15 protein-coding genes and 5 tRNA genes are annotated in these 23,113 nt (G+C 68.5%); 16 read left to right on the top strand and 4 right to left on the bottom strand.

Features of this window, described 5'->3' with window-relative positions:
* Positions 1–7 precede the first annotated feature (7 nt).
* The 3 genes from serA to DEFCA_RS0109605 form a co-directional block, all read right to left on the bottom strand.
* Positions 8–1,591 carry a phosphoglycerate dehydrogenase gene (gene serA / locus DEFCA_RS0109615; RefSeq protein ID WP_025322810.1) on the bottom strand — a complete coding sequence of 528 codons (1,584 nt, stop codon included), beginning with the start codon at positions 1,589–1,591 and terminating at the stop codon, positions 8–10.
* A complete protein-coding gene (locus DEFCA_RS0109610) occupies positions 1,592–2,731 on the bottom strand; it encodes a pyridoxal-phosphate-dependent aminotransferase family protein (protein WP_025322809.1) in 1,140 nt (379 codons plus the stop codon). It lies immediately after the preceding gene.
* Positions 2,732–2,873: 142 nt separating this feature from the next.
* Positions 2,874–5,495, bottom strand: a complete 2,622-nt coding sequence (locus tag DEFCA_RS0109605; protein WP_025322808.1) for an Rne/Rng family ribonuclease — start codon at positions 5,493–5,495, stop codon at positions 2,874–2,876.
* Positions 5,496–5,524: 29 nt separating this feature from the next.
* Here DEFCA_RS0109605 and DEFCA_RS0109600 point away from each other — a divergent pair, with 29 nt between their 5' ends.
* The 16 genes from DEFCA_RS0109600 (at position 5,525) to rpoC (ending at position 20,856) form a co-directional block, all read left to right on the top strand.
* Positions 5,525–7,024, top strand: a complete 1,500-nt coding sequence (locus DEFCA_RS0109600) for an HD domain-containing protein (protein WP_025322807.1) — start codon at positions 5,525–5,527, stop codon at positions 7,022–7,024.
* Between the two features lie 65 nt (positions 7,025–7,089).
* A tRNA-Thr gene (locus tag DEFCA_RS0109595) sits at positions 7,090–7,165 on the top strand.
* A gap of 24 nt (positions 7,166–7,189) precedes the next feature.
* Positions 7,190–7,274: transfer RNA gene (locus DEFCA_RS0109590), tRNA-Tyr, on the top strand.
* 17 nt (positions 7,275–7,291) lie between these two features.
* Positions 7,292–7,368, top strand: a tRNA-Gly gene (locus DEFCA_RS0109585).
* Between the two features lie 24 nt (positions 7,369–7,392).
* A tRNA-Thr gene (locus DEFCA_RS0109580) sits at positions 7,393–7,468 on the top strand.
* A gap of 92 nt (positions 7,469–7,560) precedes the next feature.
* Positions 7,561–8,760: an elongation factor Tu gene (tuf, locus tag DEFCA_RS0109575; protein ID WP_025322806.1), complete on the top strand. Its 1,200-nt coding sequence runs from the start codon at positions 7,561–7,563 to the stop codon at positions 8,758–8,760.
* Between the two features lie 19 nt (positions 8,761–8,779).
* Complete coding sequence (gene rpmG / locus DEFCA_RS0109570; RefSeq protein ID WP_025322805.1) at positions 8,780–8,929, top strand: 50S ribosomal protein L33; 150 nt, start codon at positions 8,780–8,782, stop codon at positions 8,927–8,929.
* 28 nt (positions 8,930–8,957) lie between these two features.
* Positions 8,958–9,034: transfer RNA gene (locus tag DEFCA_RS0109565), tRNA-Trp, on the top strand.
* A gap of 24 nt (positions 9,035–9,058) precedes the next feature.
* Positions 9,059–9,244, top strand: a complete 186-nt coding sequence (gene secE / locus DEFCA_RS0109560; protein ID WP_025322804.1) for a preprotein translocase subunit SecE — start codon at positions 9,059–9,061, stop codon at positions 9,242–9,244.
* A gap of 85 nt (positions 9,245–9,329) precedes the next feature.
* Entirely contained in the window at positions 9,330–9,860 is a 531-nt protein-coding gene (gene nusG / locus DEFCA_RS0109555) for a transcription termination/antitermination protein NusG (RefSeq protein ID WP_025322803.1), read from the top strand.
* Positions 9,861–9,939: 79 nt separating this feature from the next.
* Positions 9,940–10,365, top strand: coding sequence for a 50S ribosomal protein L11 (rplK, locus tag DEFCA_RS0109550; protein WP_025322802.1), 426 nt, complete (start codon positions 9,940–9,942; stop codon positions 10,363–10,365).
* Between the two features lie 20 nt (positions 10,366–10,385).
* Complete coding sequence (rplA, locus tag DEFCA_RS0109545) at positions 10,386–11,081, top strand: 50S ribosomal protein L1 (RefSeq protein WP_025322801.1); 696 nt, start codon at positions 10,386–10,388, stop codon at positions 11,079–11,081.
* Positions 11,082–11,348: 267 nt separating this feature from the next.
* Positions 11,349–11,870: a 50S ribosomal protein L10 gene (gene rplJ, locus DEFCA_RS0109540; RefSeq protein WP_025322800.1), complete on the top strand. Its 522-nt coding sequence runs from the start codon at positions 11,349–11,351 to the stop codon at positions 11,868–11,870.
* A gap of 51 nt (positions 11,871–11,921) precedes the next feature.
* Positions 11,922–12,308, top strand: a complete 387-nt coding sequence (rplL, locus tag DEFCA_RS0109535) for a 50S ribosomal protein L7/L12 (protein ID WP_025322799.1) — start codon at positions 11,922–11,924, stop codon at positions 12,306–12,308.
* Positions 12,309–12,495: 187 nt separating this feature from the next.
* Positions 12,496–16,614 carry a DNA-directed RNA polymerase subunit beta gene (gene rpoB / locus DEFCA_RS0109530; protein ID WP_025322798.1) on the top strand — a complete coding sequence of 1,373 codons (4,119 nt, stop codon included), beginning with the start codon at positions 12,496–12,498 and terminating at the stop codon, positions 16,612–16,614.
* Positions 16,615–16,659: 45 nt separating this feature from the next.
* Positions 16,660–20,856, top strand: a complete 4,197-nt coding sequence (gene rpoC, locus DEFCA_RS0109525; RefSeq protein ID WP_025322797.1) for a DNA-directed RNA polymerase subunit beta' — start codon at positions 16,660–16,662, stop codon at positions 20,854–20,856.
* Positions 20,857–20,971: 115 nt separating this feature from the next.
* On the opposite strand, the gene DEFCA_RS0109520 is transcribed toward rpoC, so the two are convergent.
* Positions 20,972–22,864, bottom strand: a complete 1,893-nt coding sequence (locus DEFCA_RS0109520; protein WP_025322796.1) for a propionyl-CoA synthetase — start codon at positions 22,862–22,864, stop codon at positions 20,972–20,974.
* Positions 22,865–23,113: the final 249 nt, after the last annotated feature.

The following is a 23,113-nucleotide window of genomic DNA, read 5'->3' as shown; positions in this document are numbered from 1 at the left end:
AGTCCAGTCAGAGACGGGCCGACGTCACGCTCACCACGTTGGGAAGCCCGCGCAGCTCCTCCAGGACCTCGGGAGGAACCTCGGTGTCCACGTTGACCACGGTCACGGCCCGGCCGCCCGGGGCCTCGCGGCCGAACTGCATCTGGCCGATGTTGATCTGGTGGCGGCCCAGGGTGGTGCCGATGCTGCCCACCAGGCCCGGCCGGTCGTAGTTCCAGAACACCAGCAGGTGCCCCTGAGGGATCGCCTCGATCGGGATGCCGTCAATCTCCACCAGCCGGGGCTCCCGCCGGCCGAAGATGGCCCCGGCCAGGCTGAACCGGCCGTGGGCGGTGTCCACCCCGAGCCGCATCATGGCCGTGTAGTCCTCGCCGTTCTTGGCCGTGGTCTCCGACACCCGGATGCCCCGCTCCCGGGCCAGCACCGGGGCGTTGACCAGGTTCACCCGCTCACCCACGCTCACCGCCAGCAGCCCCTCCAGGGCCGCGGCCGTGAGCAGGCCGGTCCGGCCCTCGGCCATGCGCCCGGAGTACTGCAGCTCCACGGTCTTGAGGCCCTCGACGCCGAGCTGGGCCTGGAGCCGGCCCAGGCTCCGGGCCAGGTCCAGGTAGGGGGCCATCTGGTTGAGGATCTCGGCCGGCACGCTGGGCACGTTCACGGCGTTGCGGATGATGCCCCGCTGCAGGTAGTCCACGATCTGCTCGGCCACCTGGATCGCCACGGCCTCCTGGGCCTCCACCGTGCTGGCGCCCAGGTGGGGCGTGCACACCACCCGGTCGTGGGCCACCAGGGGGGTGAGCCCCGGCGGCTCCTCGCGGAACACGTCCAAGGCCGCGCCGGCCACCTTGCCGCTCTCCAGGGCCTCGAGCAGGGCCTCCTCGTCCACGATGCCGCCGCGGGCCGCGCACACCAGGTACACTCCGTCCTTCATGCGGGCGAACGCCTCCCGGCCGATCAGGTTGCGGGTCTCGTCGAGCAGGGGCACGTGAACCGTGATGATGTCGGCCCGCTCGTACAACCCGTCCAGGTCCGAGAGCTCCACCCCGAGCTCGGCGGCCCGCTCCTGGCTCAGGTAGGGGTCGTACCCCACTACCTTCATCTTGAGGCCCTGGGCCCGGTCGGCCACGATGGAGCCGATGTTGCCCAACCCGATCACCCCCAGGGTCTTGCCGCACAGCTCGTGGCCCTGGAACCTCTTCTTCTCCCACTTGCCCTGCTTCATGCTCATGTTGGCCTGGGGGATGTTTCGCACCAGGCTCATGATCAGGGCCAGGGCGTGCTCGGCCGTGGTCACCGAGTTGCCGCCGGGGGTGTTCATGACCACGATGCCCCGCTTGGTGGCCTCGGGCACGTCCACGTTGTCCACGCCCATCCCGGCCCGGCCGATCACCCTCAGGTTGTCGGCTCGGGCCAAGACCTGGGCCGTGACCTTGGTGCCCGATCGGATCACCAGGGCATCGTACCCCCCGATGACCTCCTGGAGCTCCTCGGGCTTGAGGCCCGTGTTCACGTCCACCTCGATGCCCTCGGCCGCTCGGAGGATCTCGATCCCCCGGGCCGAGAGATTGTCGCTGACGAGTACCCGTTTCATCTACGCTTCTCCCAGGATGGAAAGGGCCTTGGCCACGCCGGTCCCCAGGGCCACGGGGTGGCCGAGCTCCTTGAGGGCGAGCTCCAAGGCCGCCAGGGCGCCGACCACGTCCAGGGGATCCACGTGGCCCATGTGGGAGATCCGGATGATCTTGCCCTTGGCCTGGTCCTGGCCGCCGGCCACGGTCATGGAGAACCGCTCCCGCAGGGCCTTTTTGAGGGCCTGGCCGTCCACGCCCTCCGGCACCTTGACAGCGGTGCAGGCGTCGCTGGGGCTGTCGGGGGCGAACAGCTCAAGCCCCAGGGCCTTCACGGCCTCGCGGGTGGCCCGGGCCATGAGGGCGGTGCGGCCGTGGACCCCCTCCAGGGTCTCGGCCCGGATCCGGTCCAGCACCTCCTTGAGCCCCACGATCAGGCTCACGGCCGGGGTGTAAGCGGTCTGGTCGTCGGCCTGCTTCTTGCGCTCGCCCTTCAGGTCGAAGTAGTACCGGGGCAGGTCCGAGGTCTCGAGGAACCGGTCGGCCTTCTCGCTCCAGGCGATGAACGCGAGCCCCGGCGGGAGCATCAGGGCCTTTTGGCTGCCCGTGACCACCACGTCGATGCCCCATTCGTCCATGGGCAGGGGGAACACGCCCACCGCCGTGATGCCGTCCACCACCAGGAGCACGTCCCGGTCCCGGGTGATCCGAGCGATCTCCTCCACCGGGTGGCGAACGGCCGTGCTGGTCTCGCTGGCCTGGACGTAGACGGCCCGGATGGCCGGGTCCGCGTCCAAGGCCCGGCGGATCTCCTCGGGGTCTACCGCCCGACCCCACTCCACCTTGACCTCCACCGGGTCGCAGCCGTAGGCGGCCAGGATCTTGCCCCACCGCTCCCCGAACTTCCCGCCGTTCACGTACAGGGCCCGGTCCCCCCGCCGCAGGAAGTTGGTCACCGCCGCCTCCATGGCGCCGGTGCCCGACGCGGCCAGGATCAGCACGTCGCGTTGGGTCTGGAACACGTACCGCAGCCCCTGGCGGCACGCGGCGAAGATGGGCTTGAACTCGGGCTCCCGATGGTGGAGGGCGGGCCGGGCCATGGCCAGCCGGGCCTCGTCGGGGACAGGGGTGGGGCCGGGCGCGAGCAGGCGGTAGTTGTACACGGTGGACCTCCCTTTCGTTTGCCGGAAACGACGAACCCAAGGTGTGCGGATCGGCACAAACTCGAAAACGCTAGCAAACCGACCGTTAGAGGGTCAAGGATGGGGCGATGCCGGTCGTGGAGCCCCTGTGGTGAGCACGGGCTCAGGCCCCGCCCCCGGATCCCCCCTCGCCGCTTCCTTCCGCCGGGTCCCCGCCGGCGTTGGTGTCGGCGTCCGCTGGGCCTGTTGACGGCTCCGGGGTCTTCTTGCGGGTCCTGCGGCGCTTGGGCTTGGGTGGTTCCTCGCCGCCCGACTCCTTCGGGGCGGGCTGCCCGGTCCCGTCCGCCGGGGGGGCCTCCGCGGTCTTCTTGCGGGAACTCCTGCGCCGGGGCTTGGGTTCCTTCTCCTCGCCGGCCTCATCCGGTGCCGCGTTCTCGGCGGGGGGCGTCCCGGCCTGCGCGACCTCCTCCTGTGCAGGCTCCGGGCGGCTCTTCCGGGTGGCTCGGCGTTTGGGTCTCTCCCCCTCGCTGGCCTCTGTCTCGTCGGAGGCTGCCGCGGGCTCGGCCGGGGCGGTCTCCTGAGCCTGCGCCGGAGCCCTCTTGCGGGTCCTGCGCCGCTTCGGCTTGGGGCCTTCGGTTCCTTCGGTCTCGGCCGGGGTCCCGGTCTCGGACGGGGGCGCGTCGGCCGAGGCGGGCTCCTGCGCGGTCTCCTGGGAGGCTTCCTGGGGCTTTTCCCGAGCTCTCCGACGTTTCGGCTTGGGCTTCTCCTCGGGCTCCTCGGCCGGAGGGGGCGTCTCGGCTGCCGGGGGCTCCCCTGCGGGAGCGGGCCCGGGCGCAGGCTCCCCTGCCGAGGCCGCCGCCTCGGTAGGCTGGGCCGGGGGCGCAGCCTCGGCCTCGGCGGGAGCGGACTTCTTCTTGCGGCGCCGGCGGCGGCGCTTCTTCTTGGCGGGGGGCTGCGGCTCGGCCTCTTCGGAGCCCGCCTCTGCGTCGGAGGAGGGCTCCCCGGCCTTCTGCTCCGGGTCCTTCTCCTCCGGCTGGCCGTCCCCCTCGGGGGTGGAGCCGCTTCCCTCGGCCGGCTGCTCCCCGGCTGCGGCCTCGGCGGGAGCGGACTTCTTCTTGCGGCGCCGCCGGCGGCGCTTCTTCTTGGCGGGGGGCTGCGCGTCGGTCTCCTCGGGTTCGGGAGCCGGGGGCTCTTCCTCCTCTTCCGGCTCCTCGTCCATCAAGATGTACGCGGGGGCGCGCTGGACGCGGGTGGGGGGCTCGGGGATGCCCTGGTACGCCGCCACCAGGTCGTGGGGCACGTCGGTGGTGTTGGTCTCGATCCGAGGGGTGCCGTTCTCCACGAACACGAAGAAGTAATCGTTGGGGCCCAGGTGGGGTTCGGAGAACACCTGGACCGAGGTCTCGAACTCCCGCTCCCAGTCCGCCAGGCGCCGCCGCTTGCGGTTCACGATCAGGGCGGCCACGTCGGCCGGCACCCCGACCCGCACCTGGCGCAGCTCCTTGCGGGGCAGCTCGGCCTGGATCATGCGCAGCACCGACAGGGCGAAGCTCTCCGGCGACCGCACCCGCCCCGACCCCCGGCACGAGGGGCAGGGCCGGGTCACGGCCGCGGCCGCCCCGGGCTTGAGCCGCTGGCGCGACAGCTCCAGGAGGCCGAACTGGGAGATCGACCCCACGCGGGTCCGGGCCTTGTCCTCCTTCAGGGCCTTCTGAAGGGCGCGGCGCACGGCGCTGCGGTTCGCGGAGCTACGCATGTCGATGAAGTCGATCACGATCAGGCCGCCCAGGTCCCGCAGCCGCAGCTGCCGGGCCGCCTCGCGGGCCGCCTCCTCGTTGACCCTCAGCGCCGTCTCCTCGATGTCCTTGCCTTGGAACGACCCGCCCGAGTTCACGTCGATGCTGACCAGCGCCTCGGTCTGTTCGATCACGATGGAGCCGCCCGAGGGCAGCGGCACGCTCTTCTCGTAGATCGTGGCCAGCTGCTGCTCCACGTTGTACCGGGCGAAGATCGGGGTGCGGCGCTGGTGCAGCTTCACCCTTCGGGTGTACCACGGCATCACGGCCTGGAAGAACCGCCGCACCTGCTCGAACACCTCCGGGTTGTCGATCCACACCTCCTCCACGCCAGGGGTGAAGTAGTCCCGGATCGTGCGGATCACGATGTCCGAGTCCTGGTACAGCAGGCTGGGCGCGGGCGCGTCCTCGGCGTCCCGCAGGATGCGCTTCCACAGCCGCAGCAGGTAGTTGGCGTCGCGGGTGAGCTCCTGCTTGGTGCGGCCCTCGGCGGCGGTGCGGACGATGTAGCCCATCTCCTCGGGGATCTGGGCCGCGTCCAGTGCGTCGCGGAGCTGCTTGCGGGTCGCCTCGTCCTCGATCTTCTTCGACACCCCCCGTTTGGCCACGTAGGGCATGAGCACGAAGTACCGGCCGGGCAGGCTGATGTAGGTGGTGAGCGCGGCCCCCTTCTGGCCCATCTCGCCCTTTCGCACCTGGACCAGCAGCTCCTGCCCCGTCTTCACGGCCGAGGTGGACCGCTTCCCTTCCGGGAAGTAGCGGGGGTGGATGTCCTCCACCGGCAGGAAGCCGTTCTTCTCCGCCCCGAAGTCCACGAACACGGCGTCCAGGCTGGGCACCACCTTGACGACCCGGGCCTTGTAGATGTTTCCTTCCAGGCGTTCCACCTGGGCGGTTTCGATCGCCACCTCTTCGAGGAGCCCGTCGGCCACGATGGCGATCCGGCTCTCCTCCTCGTTGACCACATTGACCAGCATCACTTTCGACATGGGCTCCTCACTGGCGCCTGGAACGGACCATGGGCAAACGCAACCCAGAAAACGCAGAAGTATACACCATTCCGGGGGGCGTCCGGGAAGAAGTTGGGGCGCTGCTGTCCCGGCTCGAGGCGTGGGAGCGCTCGGCCCGGGCCCGCACCGTGCGTGAGGCCCTGGCCCGGGCCGGGGTGCAAACCGCGTGGCTGGTGGGCGGGACGGTGCGGGATCTGGCCCTGGGACGGCCGGATCCGCCCGACCTGGACCTGGCCTTCCCGGGGGAGGCGGCCCGGGCCGCCTTCGAGGTGGCGCGGCTGGGGGAGGGCACCGCGTTCCCCCTGGACGAGGGCAGGGGAGTGTGGCGGGTGGCCCTGCCGGGCGGGGTGACCGTGGACCTGGCTCCCCTCCGGGCCCCCACCCTGGCCGAAGACCTGGCGGGGCGGGACTTCACCGTGAACGCCGTGGCCTGGACGCTGGGCGAAGACCGCGGCCTGGTGGATCCCCTGGGGGGGCTCCGGGACCTGGCGGAGCGCCGGCTGCGGCCGTGCCGTGCCGACGCCCTGGAGGAGGACCCGGTGCGGGTTCTCAGGGCCTACCGGCTGGCCGTTGGGCTGGGCCTGGAGATCGACCCGGGCTTGGAGCAGTCCCTGGCCCGGGCCGCGCCGGGGCTGGGCCGGGTGGCCCCGGAGCGGATCCGCACGGAGCTGTTCGCCTGCCTGGGGCTGGTCGGGGGGAGCCGGGGCCTGCGTCTCATGGCCGCCCACGGGGTGCTGGAGGTCCTGTTCCCGTTCGTCGGGGACTGGCGAGGGTTCGACCAGGGCGACTACCACGCTTACGATCTGTGGGAGCACGCCCTGCGCACGGCCGAGGAGGCCGAGCGGCTGGCGGAGGGGGAGGAGTGGATGCCCCGGCCCGACCGCCTGCGGGAGCACCTGGCCGAGGAGCTGGAGGCGGGGATCACCCGCCGGGCCCTGCTGGTGTTCGCCGCCTGCCTCCACGACCTGGCCAAGCCCGAGTGTGCCTCCCAGGACGGCAACCGCCGTCGGTTCACCGGCCACGAGACCCGCGGCGGACACCTACTCCGGGGCATCCTGGCCGGCCTGCGGGTGGGGCGCCGGGCCCGGGGCGCGGCCCAGCGGGCCGTGGCGGCCCACCTGCGGCTGTTCCAGCTCTCGCGGCAACACCCGCCCACCGAGCGGGCCCGGCTGCGCTACCTTCGGGATCTGCGGGCCGAGACCCCCGAGGCGGTGCTCCTGTCGGTGGCGGACGAGCGGGCCACCGGCCCCGCGCCGCCGGCCCGGGAGGCGGTGGAGCGCACCGCGGCCGAGGTGCTGGACCTGTACTGGCGCAAGCGCGATCATCGGGAGATCCCGCCGCTGCTGCGGGGTAGGGATCTGGTCGAGCTGGGGGTCCCCCCCGGGCCGGAGGTGGGGCGTCTGCTCCGGGCGGTGGCCGAGGCCGAGGCCCGGGGCGAGGTGGCCACCCGCAACGAGGCCCTGGCCCTGGTGAGAAAGGAGCGGGAAAAAGAGCACACCCCCCCTTGACACGTTCCGGCCGTTGGTCTAGCATCCCCGTTCCTTCGCGGGGGCGTGGACTCCTGCGGTTTCCGGCTGGCGTAGCTCAACTGGCAGAGCGGCTGACTTGTAATCAGCAGGTTGCGGGTTCGAGTCCCACCGCCAGCTCCAGTAGAGAGATCGAGGCGATTTCGTGGTGGGGTTCCCGAGTGGTCAAAGGGAGCAGACTGTAAATCTGCCGGCGACGCCTTCGGAGGTTCGAATCCTCCCCCCACCACCACTTTCTTCCGCCCGGTAGCGGGAGTAGCTCAGTTGGCTAGAGCATCAGCCTTCCAAGCTGAGGGTCGCGGGTTCGAGACCCGTCTCCCGCTCCAACCTTTATAGATTGCGGTTCACGGGCCCACGTAGCTCAGGCGGTGGAGCACTTCCTTGGTAAGGAAGAGGTCACCGGTTCAAGTCCGGTCGTGGGCTCCAGTTCTTGAACCCAATCCCCCGGCCCGCCCCGCCGTGGTCGGGCGGTTTTTGTTTGTCTGACTTTCGGGAGCCATCGACGAGGAGAGACCGCCATGGCCAAGGAAAAGTTCGAGAGAACGAAACCGCACGTGAACATAGGGACGATCGGGCACGTGGACCACGGGAAGACCACGTTGACGGCGGCGATCACGCGGGTGCTGGCGAACGAGGGGCTGGCCCAGTACACGGCGTTCGACGAGATCGACAAGGCTCCGGAGGAGCGGGAGCGGGGGATCACGATCGCCACGGCGCACGTGGAGTACGAGACGGGCAAGCGGCACTACGCGCACGTGGACTGCCCGGGGCACGCGGACTACGTGAAGAACATGATCACGGGCGCGGCGCAGATGGACGGGGCGATCCTGGTGGTGAGCGCGGCGGACGGGCCGATGCCGCAGACGCGGGAGCACGTGCTTTTGGCGCGCCAGGTGAACGTGCCGTACCTGGTGGTGTTCATGAACAAGTGCGACATGGTGGACGACCCGGAGCTGCTGGACCTGGTGGAGCTGGAGGTACGGGAGCTGTTGAGCCAGTACGAGTTTCCGGGGGACGACGTGCCGGTGATCCGGGGGAGCGCTTTGAAGGCGCTGGAGTGCGGGTGCGGGAACCGGGAGTGCGAGAACTGCAAGGCGATCTTCGAGCTGATGGACGCGGTGGACGAGTACGTGCCGGAGCCGGTGCGTGACAAGGACAAGCCGTTTCTGATGCCTGTGGAGGACGTGTTTTCGATCTCGGGCCGTGGGACGGTGGCGACGGGCCGGGTGGAGCGAGGGGTGGTGCGGCTGCAGGACGAGGTGGAGATCGTGGGGATCCGTCCGACGGAGAAGACGGTGGTGACCGGGATCGAGATGTTCCGGAAGATCCTGGACGAGGGGGAGGCGGGGGACAACATCGGGGTGCTGCTTCGGGGGGTGAAGCGGGACGAGGTGGAGCGAGGTCAGGTGTTGGCGAAGCCTGGGTCGATCACGCCGCACCGGAACTTCGAGGGGGAGGTGTACGTGCTGACGAAGGAGGAGGGGGGACGGCACACGCCGTTTTTCAACGGGTATCGTCCGCAGTTTTACTTTCGGACGACGGACGTGACGGGGACGGTGACGTTGCCGGAGGGGGTGGAGATGGTGATGCCTGGGGACAACGTGCGGATCACGGTGAACCTGATCACGCCGATCGCGATGGAGGAGGGTTTGCGGTTCGCGATCCGTGAGGGTGGCCGCACGGTGGGCGCCGGCGTCGTGACGAAGATCCTCGAGTAGTTGGCGGAGCCCCGAACCGATGAGAGACGCCGTGATCCTGGCTTGCACCGAGTGCAAGCAGCGCAACTACCACACCGACAAGAACAAGAAGAAGACGACCGGCAAGCTCGAGAAGAAGAAGTACTGCCGGTTCTGCAACCGGCACACGGTCCACCGAGAGACCAAGTAGCCCGGTCGTCCATCGCGTTTCGTCGTGCAGGCCAGTAGCTCGAACTGGTAGAGCACCGGACTCCAAATCCGGGGGTTGGGGGTTCGAATCCCTCCTGGCCTGCCACTTTCTTTTTTCTTGGGGTTTCGGATGATCGAGAAGCTGCGGACCTTCCTTCGGGAGGCGAAGGTCGAGATCAAAAAGGTGACCTGGCCCGACCGGAAGGTCACCACCGCTTCGACCGTGGTGGTCTTGGTCGTGACGTTCGTGGTGGGGATTTACCTGGGGCTGGTGGACGCCCTGTTGAATCAGCTGTTCCGGCTCGTGTTGAGCTGAACCCCCTCCCCGACGCCGGCCGACCGGGCGCCGGACGTCCCTTCCCCTCCTCTCATCCTCACACCGAATCGCAGGGCAGCGGAAAATGGCCAAGCAGTGGTACGTGGTGCAGACCTACTCCGGTTACGAGAACCGTGTGAAGGCGGCGCTGGAGCAGCGCATCCGCGAGCACGGGATGGAGGACCGGTTCGGCCAGATCCTGGTGCCCTCGGAGAAGGTGGTCGAGGTGGTGAAGGGCGAGAAGCGCACGACCTCGCGCAAGTTCTTCCCGGGGTACATCCTGGTCCAGATGGAGATGGACACGGACGCGTGGTACCTGGTGAAGAACACCCCCAAGGTCTCCGGGTTCGTGGGGGGCGGGGTGAAGCCCACACCCATCTCCGACGAGGAGGTCGAGAAGATCATCGGCCAGATGGAGGAGGGCCGGGCTCATCCGAAGCCCAAGTACGAGTTCAGCCGGGGGGAGCAGGTGAAGGTGATCGACGGGCCGTTCTCGAACTTCACCGGCGTGGTGGAGGACGTGAATCCCGACAAGGGGAAACTCCGGGTGCTCGTGAGCATCTTCGGCCGGTCCACACCGGTGGAGCTGGAGTTTTTCCAGGTGGAGAAGACCTGAGGGAGGCCTCCCCCGGGAGGGGGGCCGCTAGGACGGGGCCGCCGGGGCCCCGCCACACCTCTGGAAAGGAGCTGACACCATGGCGAAGAAGGTCGCAGCGATCATCAAGCTGCAGATCCCGGCCGGCCAGGCGAACCCGTCCCCCCCCGTGGGGCCGGCGCTGGGCCAGCACGGGGTCAACATCATGGAGTTCTGCAAGGCGTTCAACGCCAAGACGAAGGACGGCAACGGCATCATCACGCCGGTGGAGATCACCGTGTACGCCGACCGGTCCTTCACGTTCATCACGAAGACCCCTCCGGCCGCCGTGTTGCTGAAGATGGCGGCGGGCATCGAGAAGGGCTCCGGGGAACCCAACAAGAAGAAGGTGGGTAAGGTGACCCGTGAGCAGGTCCGCAAAATCGCGGAGCAGAAGATGCCCGACCTGAACACCACCGACATCGAGGCCGCGATCCGCACCATCGAGGGTGCGGCCCGCAGCATGGGCCTCGAGGTCGTGGACTAGCGGCGACGGAGGAGGATCCCATGGCTCGCAAAGGAAAGAAGTACCTGGAGGCCCGGTCCAAGGTGGACCGGCTGAAGCTCTACACCCTGGACGAGGCCCTGGCCCTGCTGCCCGAGGTCTCGTGGGCGAAGTTCGACGAGAGCGTGGACCTGGCCGTGAAGCTGGGCGTGAACCCGGCCCACGCCGACCAGATGGTGCGGGGCACCGTGGTGCTGCCCCACGGCACCGGCAAGAGCGTGCGGGTGCTCGTGTTCGCCAAGGGCGACAAGGCCAAGGAGGCCGAGGAGGCCGGCGCCGACCACGTGGGCGCCGAGGACCTGGCCGAGAAGATCCAGGGCGGGTGGCTGGAGTTCGACAAGGCCGTGGCCACGCCCGACATGATGGGCGTGGTGGGCCGGCTGGGGCGGATCCTGGGCCCCCGGGGTTTGATGCCCAACCCGAAGAGCGGCACGGTCACCTTCGACGTGGCCCAGGCGGTCAAGGAGCTCAAGGCCGGCCGGGTCGAGTACCGGGTGGACAAGTACGGCATCGTCCACGTGCCGGTGGGCCGGCGCTCGTTCGACCCGGAGAAGATCAAGGAGAACGTGTCTGCGGTGATCGAGAGCCTGATCCGGGCCAAGCCGGCCTCGGCCAAGGGCGCGTACATCCGGGGCGTGGCCCTGTCGACCACCATGGGCCCCGGCATGAAGATCGACCCGGCTCAATTTCGGGCGTAGGGGCCGTGGGTCGTAAATCGTAAATCGTGAATCGTTGGGCGGTCGGCGCGAGCCGTGGACCACGGCGACCGACGACCGACGACCGGCGACCGAAGTCCAACGCCTTCCAGGCCGTACGAAGACCGCAGGCGCCCCCCCCGGGGGCTTAATCTCCTGCCGAGTCGGCTTCTCGGAGGGATGGGGTGAAGGGCCCCCTCTCCATCACGGCCGGAAGATGGGAGACCGTCCACCGCAACCGCTGTTGAGAGAAAGGGGGTCGAGGGAAACGTGAACAAAACACAGAAGCAGGAAGCCGTCCAGCAACTCAAGGAGATGTTCGAGAAGGCCCAGGGCGTGGTGGTCAGCGAGTTTCGCGGACTCACCGTGGCCCAGGCCAACACCCTGCGCCGGAGCCTGGAGAAGGAAGGGGCCCAGCACAAGGTGGTCAAGAACACCCTGGCCCGCCTGGCGGTCGAGGGCACCCCCTACGAGGGGCTGCGGGACGCGTTCGTGGGGCCCACCGCGGTGAGCTTCACCTTCGAGGACCCGGTGGCCCTGGCCAAGGCGGTGACCGAGTTCGCCAAGGACAACCCCGCGCTCACCATCCGGTGCGGGGGGTTGCCGGGCAAGGCGATCACCGCGGCCGAGGTGGAGGCCCTGTCCAAGCTGCCGAGCCGGGAGCAGCTCCTCGGCCAGCTCGTGGGCGTCATGGCCGGGCCGATCCGGGGGCTCCTGGGCGTGCTCTCGGGCGTACCGCGCGGGTTCGTGCAGGTGCTCAGCCAGATCCAGCAGCAGAAAGAGGCCGCCTGAGGCGGCGGTTCACCCCATTCCAATCAACCCGAGAAGTGGAGGAAGTACCCGATGGCCATCACCAAGGAAGACGTGATCCAGTTCATCGAGAACATGACCGTGCTCGAGCTCTCCGAGCTCGTGAAGGAGCTCGAGGAGAAGTTCGGCGTGAGCGCCGCCGCGCCCGTGGCCGTGGCCGCCATGCCGGGCATGGCCGGCGGCGAGGCCGCCCCGGCCGCCGAGGAGAAGACCGAGTTCGACGTGAAGCTGACCGAGGCGGGCAGCCAGAAGATCCAGGTGATCAAGGTGATCCGGGCCATCACGGGCCTGGGGCTGAAGGAGGCCAAGGCCCTGGTGGACAGCGCCCCCTCCGTGGTGAAGGAGGGCGTGAGCAAGGACGAGGCCGAGGAAATCCAGAAGAAGATCGAGGAAGTTGGGGGCAAGGTCGAGATCGCCTAAGGGCGAGCGTCGCAAACGGTCGTACCCTGTGGACCCCCATTGGGGGCGCGCGGGGGGCGTGTGCCCTCCGCGTGCCCCGTTTCGTTTTTGACCTGCCCCCTGTTCTCGCATCCACACCTCCTGCCCCGGGCCAAAAGCGGGCGCGATGCCTGTGAACCATCCTGCCGTGCGAAGGAGACGGAACCCCATGGCGTATTCCGTGGCCGACAACCAAAGGCTCCGCCGGAAGTTCAACAAGATCGAGACCGTGGTCGGGATTCCCAACCTGATCGAGGTCCAGAGGGAGTCCTACGCCCGGTTCCTCCAGGCCGACGTGCCGCCCGAGGAGCGGCGCAACGTGGGCTTGCAGCGGGTGTTCCAGAGCGTGTTTCCCATCAAGGACTTCGCGGAGACGGCGTCGCTGGAGTTCGTGAAGTACGAGCTGGGTGAGCCGGGCCACTCGGTGAAGGAGTGCCTGCAGCGGGGCATGACCTACGCCCGGCCGCTCAAGATCACGGTGCGGCTGGTGGTGTGGGACGTGGACGAGGCCACGGGCACCCGCAGCATCCGGGACGTGAAGGAGCAGGAGGTGTACTTCGGCGAGATCCCGATGATGACCGAGAACGGCACGTTCATCATCAACGGGACCGAGCGGGTCATCGTGAACCAGCTCCACCGGTCGCCCGGAGTGTTCTTCAGTCACGACGAGGGCAAGAAGCACGCGAGCGGCAAGTTCCTGTACTCGGCCCGGGTGATCCCGTACCGGGGGTCGTGGCTCGACTTCGAGTTCAACCACAAGGACCTGGTGTTCGTGCGGATCGACCGGCGGCGCAAGCTCCACGCCACGGTCCTGCTGAAGGCCCTGGGCTACAGCCACGAGGAGATCCTGGACCTGTTCTACGACAAGGTCCGGATCCGGGTGGACTGGGAGACGGGCAAGGCCGAGAAGGAGCTGCGGCTCGACCTGCTGCCCGAGAGCCGCGCCACCGAGGACATGGTGGACCCCGAATCGGGCGCGGTGATCGTGCGCAAGCAGCGCAAGATCGGCAAGGCGGCCCTGCGCAAGCTCAAGAAGTTGGGGGCGGAGTTCCTGCCCGTGGACCTGGAGGCCATGGAGGAGAGCTACCTGGGCCAGACGGTGACCGACCCCGAGACCGAGGAGGTGATCGCCCGGGCCGGCGAGATGATCACCCCCGAGCTGCTGGAGCGGTTCCGGGAACGGGGCATCCGGGAGTTCTCGATCCTGTTCATCGACAACCTCAAGGTGGGCCCCTACATCCGCAACACCCTGATGGACGACCGGGTGCGGGACTCGGAGGAGGCCATCATCGAGATCTACCGGCGCATGCGGCCGGGGGATCCGCCCACCCTGGACACGGCCACCAAGTTCTTCGAGAACCTGTTCTTCAATCCCGAGCGCTACGAGCTGTCGGACGTGGGCCGGATCAAACTCAACCACAAGCTCCGGCTCGACGCCCCGGTGGACCAGCAGACCCTGACCCGGGAGGACATCCTCGCGGTGGTGCGCTACCTGGTGGGCCTGCGCAACGGCCAGGGCAAGACCGACGATATCGATCACCTGGGCAACCGGCGGGTGCGCTCGGTGGGCGAGCTGCTGGAGAACCGCTACCGGGTGGGCCTGGTCCGGATGGAGCGGGCCGTGAAGGAGCGGATGGCCCTGGGCGAGGTGGAGTCGTTCATGCCCCACGACCTGGTGAACTCCAAGCCGGTCACGGCGGTGGTCAAGGAGTTTTTCGGATCGGGGCAGCTCAGCCAGTTCATGGACCAGACCAACCCCCTGTCCGAGACCACCCACAAGCGGCGCCTGAGCGCTTTGGGCCCCGGCGGGCTCACGCGGGAGCGGGCGGGGTTCGAGGTGCGCGACGTGCACCCCACCCACTACGGCCGGATCTGCCCCATCGAGACCCCGGAGGGGCCGAACATCGGCCTGATCGTGAGCCTGTCGATCTACGCCCGGGTGAACGAGTTCGGGTTCATCGAGACCCCGTACCGGAAGGTGGTGGACGGCCGGGTCACCGACGAGATCCTGTACCTGACCGCCCTGGACGAGGAGGAGCACACCATCGCCCAGGCCAACGCGCCCCTGGACGAGGAGGGCCGGTTCACCAACGAGATCGTCAACGCCCGCCGCAACGGCGAGACCGTGCTGGTGTCGCCCTCCGAGGTGGACCTGATGGACGTCTCGCCCAAGCAGCTGGTGAGCGTGGCGGCCTCGCTGATCCCGTTCCTGGAGCACGACGACGCCAACCGGGCCCTGATGGGCTCGAACATGCAGCGCCAGGCCGTGCCGCTGCTGCGCACCCAGGCACCCCTGGTGGGCACCGGCATGGAGCGGGTGGTGGCCCGGGACTCGGGGGTCACGGTGGTGTGCCGCCGGGACGGGGTGGTCCAGAGCGTGGACGCGGCCCGGATCGTGGTGCGCTACGAGGAGGAGGTGGACGGCCAGCTCCGGTCCGGGGTGGACGTGTACACCCTGACCAAGTTCCAGCGCTCCAACCAGAACACCTGCCTGAACCAGAGGCCCATCGTGCGGGCCGGCGACCGGGTGCGGGCCGGCGACATCCTGGCCGACGGCCCGGCCACGGCCAAGGGGGAGCTGGCCCTGGGCCAGAACGTGCTCGTGGCGTTCATGAGCTGGGGCGGGTACAACTTCGAGGACTCCATCATCGTGTCCGAGCGGTTGATCCAGCGCGACGCGTTCACCTCGATCCACATCGAGGAGTTCGAGTGCGTGGCCCGGGACACCAAACTGGGTAAGGAAGAGATCACCTGCGACATCCCCAACGTGGGGGACCGGAAGCTCAAGGACCTCGACGAGACCGGCATCGTGCGCATCGGCGCCGAGGTGCGGCCGGGCGACATCCTGGTGGGCAAGGTGACCCCCAAGGGCGAGACCCAGCTCACCCCGGAGGAGAAGCTGCTCCGGGCGATCTTCGGGGAGAAGGCGGGCGACGTGAAGGACACGAGCCTGCGGGTGCCCCCGGGGGTCGAGGGCATCGTGGTGGACGCCAAGGTGTTCAGCCGCAAGGGCGGCGAGGACGGCGAGGAGACCGTGGAGGAGCGTGAGGCCGAGCGGCTGCGCAAGGACATGGAGGACGAGATCGCCATCCTGCGCAGCGCCACCTTCGCGGCGATCCGCGAGCTCCTGGTGGGCGAGACCGCCGCCATGGACATCGTGGACCTGGAGGGCAACGTGGTGATCGCCGAGGGCGAGACGATCACCGACGAGCTCCTGGACCGGGTGCCCCGGGACGCCTGGGGCGAGATGCCGCTGGCGGACGCGCCGGAGAAGGAGGACCGGATCTACGACCTGATGGAGAAGCTCGACCAGCAGGTGGCGGCCGTGCGCAAGCGGTTCGAGGAGCGGGTGTCGCGGCTGGAGGAGGGCGACGACCTTCCCCCGGGCGTGATCAAGATGGTCAAGGTGTACGTGGCCATCAAGCGCCGGCTGTCGGTGGGCGACAAGATGGCGGGCCGCCACGGGAACAAGGGCGTCATCTCCACCATCGTGCCGGTGGAGGACATGCCCTACCTGGAGGACGGCACGCCGGTGGACATCATTCTGAACCCCCTGGGCGTGCCGTCGCGGATGAACGTGGGGCAGGTGCTGGAGACCCATCTGGGGTGGGCCGCCCGGGGCCTGGGCGAGCAGATCCAGAGGGTGCTGGACACGCAGTACTCCCCCGAGGCCCTGCGGGAGCGGCTGAAGGACCTGTTCCCCGACCCCGAGAGCCAGGAGCTGCTGGACCGGGCCTCGGACGAGGTGATCCTGGACATGGCCCGGCAGGCCGCCGCCGAAGGGGTGTACATGGAGAGCCCCGTGTTCGACGGCGCCTCCGAGGACGAGATCTGGTCCCTGCTGGAGAAAGCGGGCCTGCCCCGAACGGGCCAAGCCACCCTGTACGACGGGAAGACCGGGGAGCCGTTCGATCAGAAGATCACCGTGGGCACCATGTACATGCTGAAGCTCCACCACCTGGTGGACGACAAGATCCACGCCCGCTCGATCGGGCCCTACAGCCTGGTCACCCAGCAGCCCCTGGGCGGAAAGGCCCAGTTCGGCGGCCAGCGTCTGGGCGAGATGGAGGTGTGGGCGCTGGAGGCCTACGGAGCGGCCCACACCCTGCAGGAGATGCTCACGGTCAAGTCCGACGACGTGGCCGGCCGGACCCGCATCTACGAGGCCATCGTCAAGGGCAAGCCCGTGCTCGAGCCCGGGCTCCCCGAATCGTTCAACGTGCTGGTGAAGGAGATGCAGGCCCTCGGGCTCAACGTGGAGCTCTTGGAAGAGGAAGAGAGCGTCTGACGTCCGCTTCTCGCCGTGCCAAACCCTCGAAGGAGGTCTTGAGCCTTGCGCACGATTGACAGCCTGTTCGACCAGCCCAAGGACCCGTTGAGCTTCAACGCGGTGCGCCTTTCCATCGCCGGTCCCGAGCGTATCCGGGAGTGGTCCCACGGCGAGGTGAAGAAGCCGGAGACCATCAACTACCGGACCTTCAAGCCGGAGTCCGACGGCCTGTTCTGCGCCAAGATCTTCGGGCCGGTGAAGGACTACGAGTGCAACTGCGGCAAGTACAAGCGCATGAAGCACCGCGGCGTGGTGTGCGAGAAGTGCGGCGTCGAGGTGATCCGCTCCTCGGTGCGGCGCGAGCGCATGGGCCATATCGAGCTGGCCACCCCGGTGGCCCACGTGTGGTTCCTGCGGAGCCTGCCGTCGCGCATCGGCGCGGTGCTGGGCCTGAAGCTCAAGGACGTGGAGCGGGTGCTCTACTACGAGGCCTACATCGTCATCGACCCGGGCACCACCCCGCTCAAGCAGGGCGAGCTCCTGACGGAGGAGCAGTACCGCCAGGCCGTCATCGACTACGGCGCCGAGTTCGAGGCGGGCATGGGCGCCGAGGCGATCCGCCGGCTGCTCCAGGCCATCGACGTGCCCAAGCTGGCCCACGAGCTGCGCACCGAGATGCTCGAGGCCACCAGCAAGGCCAAGCGCAAGAAGTACGCCAAGCGCCTCAAGGTGGTGAACGCCTTCAAGAACTCCGGCAACCGGCCCGAGGACATGATCCTCGAGGTGATCCCGGTTCTGCCGCCGGACCTGAGGCCCCTGGTGCCCCTGGAGGGCGGCCGGTTCGCCACCAGCGACCTCAATGACCTGTACCGCCGGGTCATCAATCGGAACAACCGCCTGAAGCGGCTCCTGGAGCTCAAGGCGCCCGACATCATCGTCAAGAACGAGAAGCGCATGCTCCAGGAAGCCGTGGACGCCCTGTTCGACAACGGCCGCCGGGGCCGCACCATCACCGGCCCGAACCGGCGGCCCCTCAAGAGCCTGTCGGACATGCTCAAGGGCAAGCAGGGCCGTTTCCGGCAGAACCTGCTCGGCAAACGGGTGGACTACTCGGGCCGGAGCGTGATCGTGGTGGGGCCGGAGCTCAAGCTCCACCAGTGCGGCCTGCCCAAGATCATGGCGCTGGAGCTGTTCAAGCCGTTCATCTTCAACAAGCTCGAGGAGCGGGGCCTGGCCACCACCATCAAGAGCGCCAAGAAGATGGTGGAGCGCCAGGAGGAGGTGGTCTGGGACATCCTGGAGGAGGTGACCCAGGAGCACCCGGTGCTCCTGAACCGGGCCCCCACCCTCCACCGGCTGGGCATCCAGGCCTTCGAGCCCAAGCTGATCGAGGGCAAGGCGATCCGGCTCCACCCCCTGGTGTGCACCGCCTACAACGCGGACTTCGACGGCGACCAGATGGCCGTGCACGTGCCCCTCACGGTGGAGGCCCAGATCGAGTCTCGGGTGCTCATGATGAGCACCAACAACATCCTGAGCCCGGCCCACGGCAAGCCGATCATCGTGCCGAGCCAGGACATCGTGCTGGGCATCTACTACCTCACCCTGGCCCGGGAGGGCCGCAAGGGGGAGGGCATGGTCTTCGCGAGCCCCGCGGAGGTGCGGCGGGCCTACGACCAGGGCGCGGTGGACCTGCAGGCGAAGATCCAGGTGCGCATCGACGGCGAGCGGGTGGAGACAACCCCGGGCCGGGTCATCCTGTACGAGATCGTGCCCAAGGAGATCCCGTTCTCCGAGGTCAACCAAACCATGAAGAAGGGCAGCCTGGCCGGCTTGATCGACCAGGCGTTCCGGCTGGCCGGGGGCAAGGCCACGGTGATCTTCGCCGACCAGCTCAAGAACCTGGGCTACCGCATGGCCACCCGGTCGGGGCTGTCCATCGGCATCCACGACATGAAGGTGCCGGCCGCCAAGAAGGAGATTCTGGACCAGGCCTTTGCCGAGGTGGCCGAGATCCAGCGCCAGTTCGAGGACGGCGTCATCACGGACGGCGAGCGGTACAACAAGGTGGTGGACATCTGGTCCAACGCGGCCGACGCCGTGGCCCAGGAGATGATGAAGGAGCTCGAGTTCTCGGGTAACGGCTCGGCCTACGCGGACTCGAACGAGCTCAACTCGATCTACATCATGGCCGACTCGGGCGCCCGGGGCTCCATGAACCAGATGCGGCAGCTGGCCGGGATGCGGGGCCTCATGGCCAAGCCCTCGGGCGAGATCATCGAGACCCCGATCACCGCCAACTTCCGGGAGGGCCTGACGGTTCTGCAGTACTTCATCTCGACCCACGGCGCCCGGAAGGGCCTGGCGGACACGGCGCTCAAGACCGCCAACTCCGGGTACCTGACCCGGCGGCTGGTGGACGTGGCCCAGGACGTGGTCATCACCGAGCAGGACTGCGGCACCCTGGACGGCATCGAGGTCACGGCCCTGGTGGAGGGCGGCGAGGTGGTCGAGCGGCTCCGGGACCGGATCCTGGGCCGCACGGCGCTCCTGGACATCCGCGACCCCTACACCGGCGAGGTGATCGTGCCGGCCAACGGCGAGATCACCGAGGAGCTGGCCGCCAAGGTGGAGGACGCAGGCATCGAGAAAGTGATGATCCGCAGCGTCCTGACCTGCCAGACCCAGACCGGTCTGTGCGTGGAGTGTTACGGTCGCGACCTGGCCCGGGGCCGCAAGGTGAACATCGGCGAGGCCGTGGGCATCATCGCGGCCCAGTCCATCGGCGAGCCGGGCACCCAGCTCACCATGCGCACGTTCCACATCGGCGGCACGGCGTCGAAGCGGGTGGAGCAGTCCACCCTCGAGGTCCGTCATGGCGGAACGGTGCGGTTCCGGAACATGAAGACCGTGACCAAGGCGGACGGCACCCTGGTGGTCATGAGCCGCAACGGCGAGATCGTGCTGGTGGACGACCAGGGCCGGGAGCGGGAGCGCTACCCGGTGGTGTACGGCGCTCACCTGCTGGTGGGGGACGGCGGCCAGGTGGAGTCGGGCCAGCGGGTGGCCGAGTGGGACCCCTACACGAACCCGATCCTCACCGAGACCGCAGGCCGGGTGAAGTTCGGCGACATCCTCGACGGCGTGACCATGAAGGAGCAGGTGGACGAGGTCACCGGCCTGTCTCGTCGGGTGATCATCGAGGCCCGGGGCGGCGAGTACCAGCCGCGGGTGTCGATCAAGAGCCTCGAGACCGGCGAGACCGTGGGCCGGTACCTGCTGCCCGTGGGCGCCAACATCCTGGTGCAGGAGGGGGACGAGGTCCACGCCGGCGACGTGATCGCCAAGATCCCGCGGGAGACCACCAAGACCAAGGACATCACGGGCGGTCTGCCCCGGGTGGACGAGTTGTTCGAGGCCCGCAAGCCCAAGGACGCGGCCGTGATCTCCGAGATCGACGGCACCGTGAGCTTCGGCAAGGACCTGCGGGGCAAGCGGCGGCTGATCGTCACCCCCGAGGTGGGCGAGCCCAAGGAGTACCTGATCCCCAAGGGCCGTCACATCTCCGTGCGCGAGGGCGACTTCGTCCGGGCCGGCGACCCCCTGATGGAGGGGGCCACCAACCCCCACGAGGTGCTCAAGGTCCTGGGCGAGAAGAACCTGATGAAGTACCTGGTGGACGAGATCCAGGAGGTGTACCGGCTCCAGGGCGTGGACATCAACGACAAGCACATCGAGGTGATCGTCCGGCAGATGCTCAAGCGCGTCGAGGTCACCGACGTGGGCGACACGGACTTCCTGCTGAAGGAGCAGGTGGAGCGCCGGGTGTTCGAGGAGGAGAACCGCAAGGTCCTTGAGAAGGGCGGCCGGCCGGCGATCGGCGTGCCGGTTCTGCTGGGGATCACCAAGGCCAGCCTGTCCACCGAGAGCTTCATCTCGGCCGCGAGCTTCCAGGAGACCACCAAGGTGCTGACCCAGGCGGCCATCGAGGGCCGGGTGGACTACCTGCGGGGTCTCAAGGAGAACGTGATCATGGGCCGGCTGATCCCGGCGGGCACGGGCACGCCCCAATACCGGCGGGTGGGCATCGAGATCCACGACGACGGCACCCACTACGAGCCGCTCGTGAAGCCCCGCCGGTCCGAGCTCACGGACGAAGAGGTCATGGCCGAGCTGTCGGCCCTGGGCAGCCGGCGGGTGACCCTGGAGGGCCAGCAGGAGGAGGCCCCCAAGGAGGAGCCGGCCGCGGCGGAGGAGTAGGCTGCGGGCCGGCCGCTCTGCCGGAAACGGGGCGGCGCCCCGTGAATCCGCACAAAAAGGCCGCTTCCGGCTCTCCTGCCGGAAGCGGCCTTCGCTTTTGCGGGATGCCGAGGGGTTACTTGGCGTAGCCCACGGTCTTCAGGGCCTCCTCGATCTCGCCCAGGATGGCCGGATCGTCGATGGTGGACGGCACCCGGTACTTCTCGCCGTCGGCGATCTTGCGCATGGTGCCCCGCAGGATCTTGCCCGACCGGGTCTTGGGCAGCCGCTTGACGATCATGGTCTCCTTGTAGCAGGCGATCGGTCCGATCTGCTGGCGGATCATCTGCACCAGGTCCGCCTTGAGCCGGTCCGGGTCCACCTCGGCGCCGGCCTTCAGCACCACGAACCCCACGGGCACCTGGCCCTTCAGGTTGTCGGCCACCCCGATCACGGCGCACTCGGCCACGGCCGGGTGGGTGGCGATCACCTCCTCCATGGCCCCGGTGGACAGCCGGTGGCCGGCCACGTTGATCACGTCGTCCACCCGGCCCATGATGTAGAGGTATCCGTCCTCGTCCTTGTAGCCGCCGTCACCCGTGAAGTAGTACCCGGGGAAGGGGTCGGTGTAGGACTGGCGGAACCGCTCGTCGTTCTGCCAGAGGGTCGGCAGCGTGCCCGGGGGCAGGGGCAGCTTGACCACCACGATGCCCTCCTGGTTGGGCCCGAGCTCCTTGCCCGCGTCGTCCACGATCTGCACGTCGTAGCCGGGCACGGCCTTGGTGGGCGAGCCGGGCTTGATCGGCATCAGCTCGATCCCGGCGCAGTTCGCCGCGATGGGCCAGCCGGTCTCGGTCTGCCACCAGTGGTCGATCACGGGGCGCTGCAGCAGGTCCGACGCCCAGTGGTAGGTGTCAGGATCGAGCCGCTCACCGGCCAGGAACAGGTACTTGAAGTTGGACAGGTCGTACTTCTTGAAGTACTCGCCGTTGGGGTCCTCCTTCTTGATGGCCCGGAAGGCCGTGGGCGCCGTGAACAGCACCTTGACCCCGTGCTGGCTGATGACCCGCCAGAAGGCGCCCGGGTCCGGGGTGCCCACGGGCTTGCCCTCGTACAGGATGGTGGTGCAGCCCGTGAACAGGGGCCCGTACACGATGTACGAGTGGCCCACCACCCAGCCCACGTCCGAGGCGGCCCAGTACACCTCGCCCGGCTTGGTGTCGTAGATGTACTCCATGCTCCACCGCAGGGCCACGGCGTGGCCGCCGTTGTCGCGCACGATGCCCTTGGGCATGCCGGTGGTCCCCGAGGTGTACAGGATGTACAAGGGGTCGGTGGCGGCCACGGGCACGCACTCGGCTGGCTCGGCCTGGGCCATCAGCTCGTCCCAGTCGTGGTCGCGGCCCGGGGTGAGCTCGGCCTTGGCCTGGGGCCGTGCCAGGATCACGCACTTGTCCGGCTTGTGCTGGGCCAGCTCGATCGCCTTGTCGAGCATGGGCTTGTACTCGATGACCCGGGTGACCTCGATGCCGCACGAGGCCGACACGATCACCTTGGGCTTGGCGTCGTCGATGCGCAGGGCCAGCTCGTTGGGGGCGAACCCGCCGAACACCACCGAGTGGATCGCCCCGAGCCGGGCGCAGGCCAGCATGGCCACGGCCGCCTGGGGCACCATGGGCATGTAGATGATGACGGTGTCGCCCTTTTCCACGCCGAGCCCCCGCAGCACCCCGGCGAACCGGGCCACCCGGTCCTGGAGCTCCCGGTAGGTGATCTTCTGGATCTGGTCCGTCACCGGGCTGTCGTAGATGATGGCCACCTGGTCGCCCCGGCCGGCCTCCACGTGCCGGTCCACGGCGTTGTAACAGGTGTTGAGCTCCCCGCCCACGAACCACCGGTAGAAGGGCGGGTTGGAGTCGTCGAGCACGCGGTCCCACTTCTTGGTCCACGAGATCTGCTCGGCCGCCTCCGCCCAGAACCCGGCAGGGTCTTCGAGGCTCCTTCGGTAGAGTTCTTCGTACCTGCCCATGGACTCCTCCTTTGCTGGAATGATGGGTGAATGAGGCCACGACAAACATCGTCTCAGGGTAGCAACTCCCGGTCGCCTTCAGCAAGGCTAAAGAACTTGAGCCAGACTAAAGGAAACGAAACCCGGTTCGCCCGCCCGGCGGCCTGGGCCGCGTTGACACCCCCCTGGCCCGCCGGTACGATGCGCCGCCGCGGTTTCGGGGCGCATCGCCCGGCGCTCCACCAAGCCCCATGCCTCCGGGCCTTGACT

The sequence above is a fragment of the Deferrisoma camini S3R1 genome, from assembly GCF_000526155.1.
Taxonomy (GTDB): Bacteria; Desulfobacterota; Deferrisomatia; order Deferrisomatales; family Deferrisomataceae; genus Deferrisoma; species Deferrisoma camini.
The sequence above is the reverse complement of the archived record's forward strand: the minus strand, read 5'-3'. Positions and strand labels throughout refer to the sequence as shown.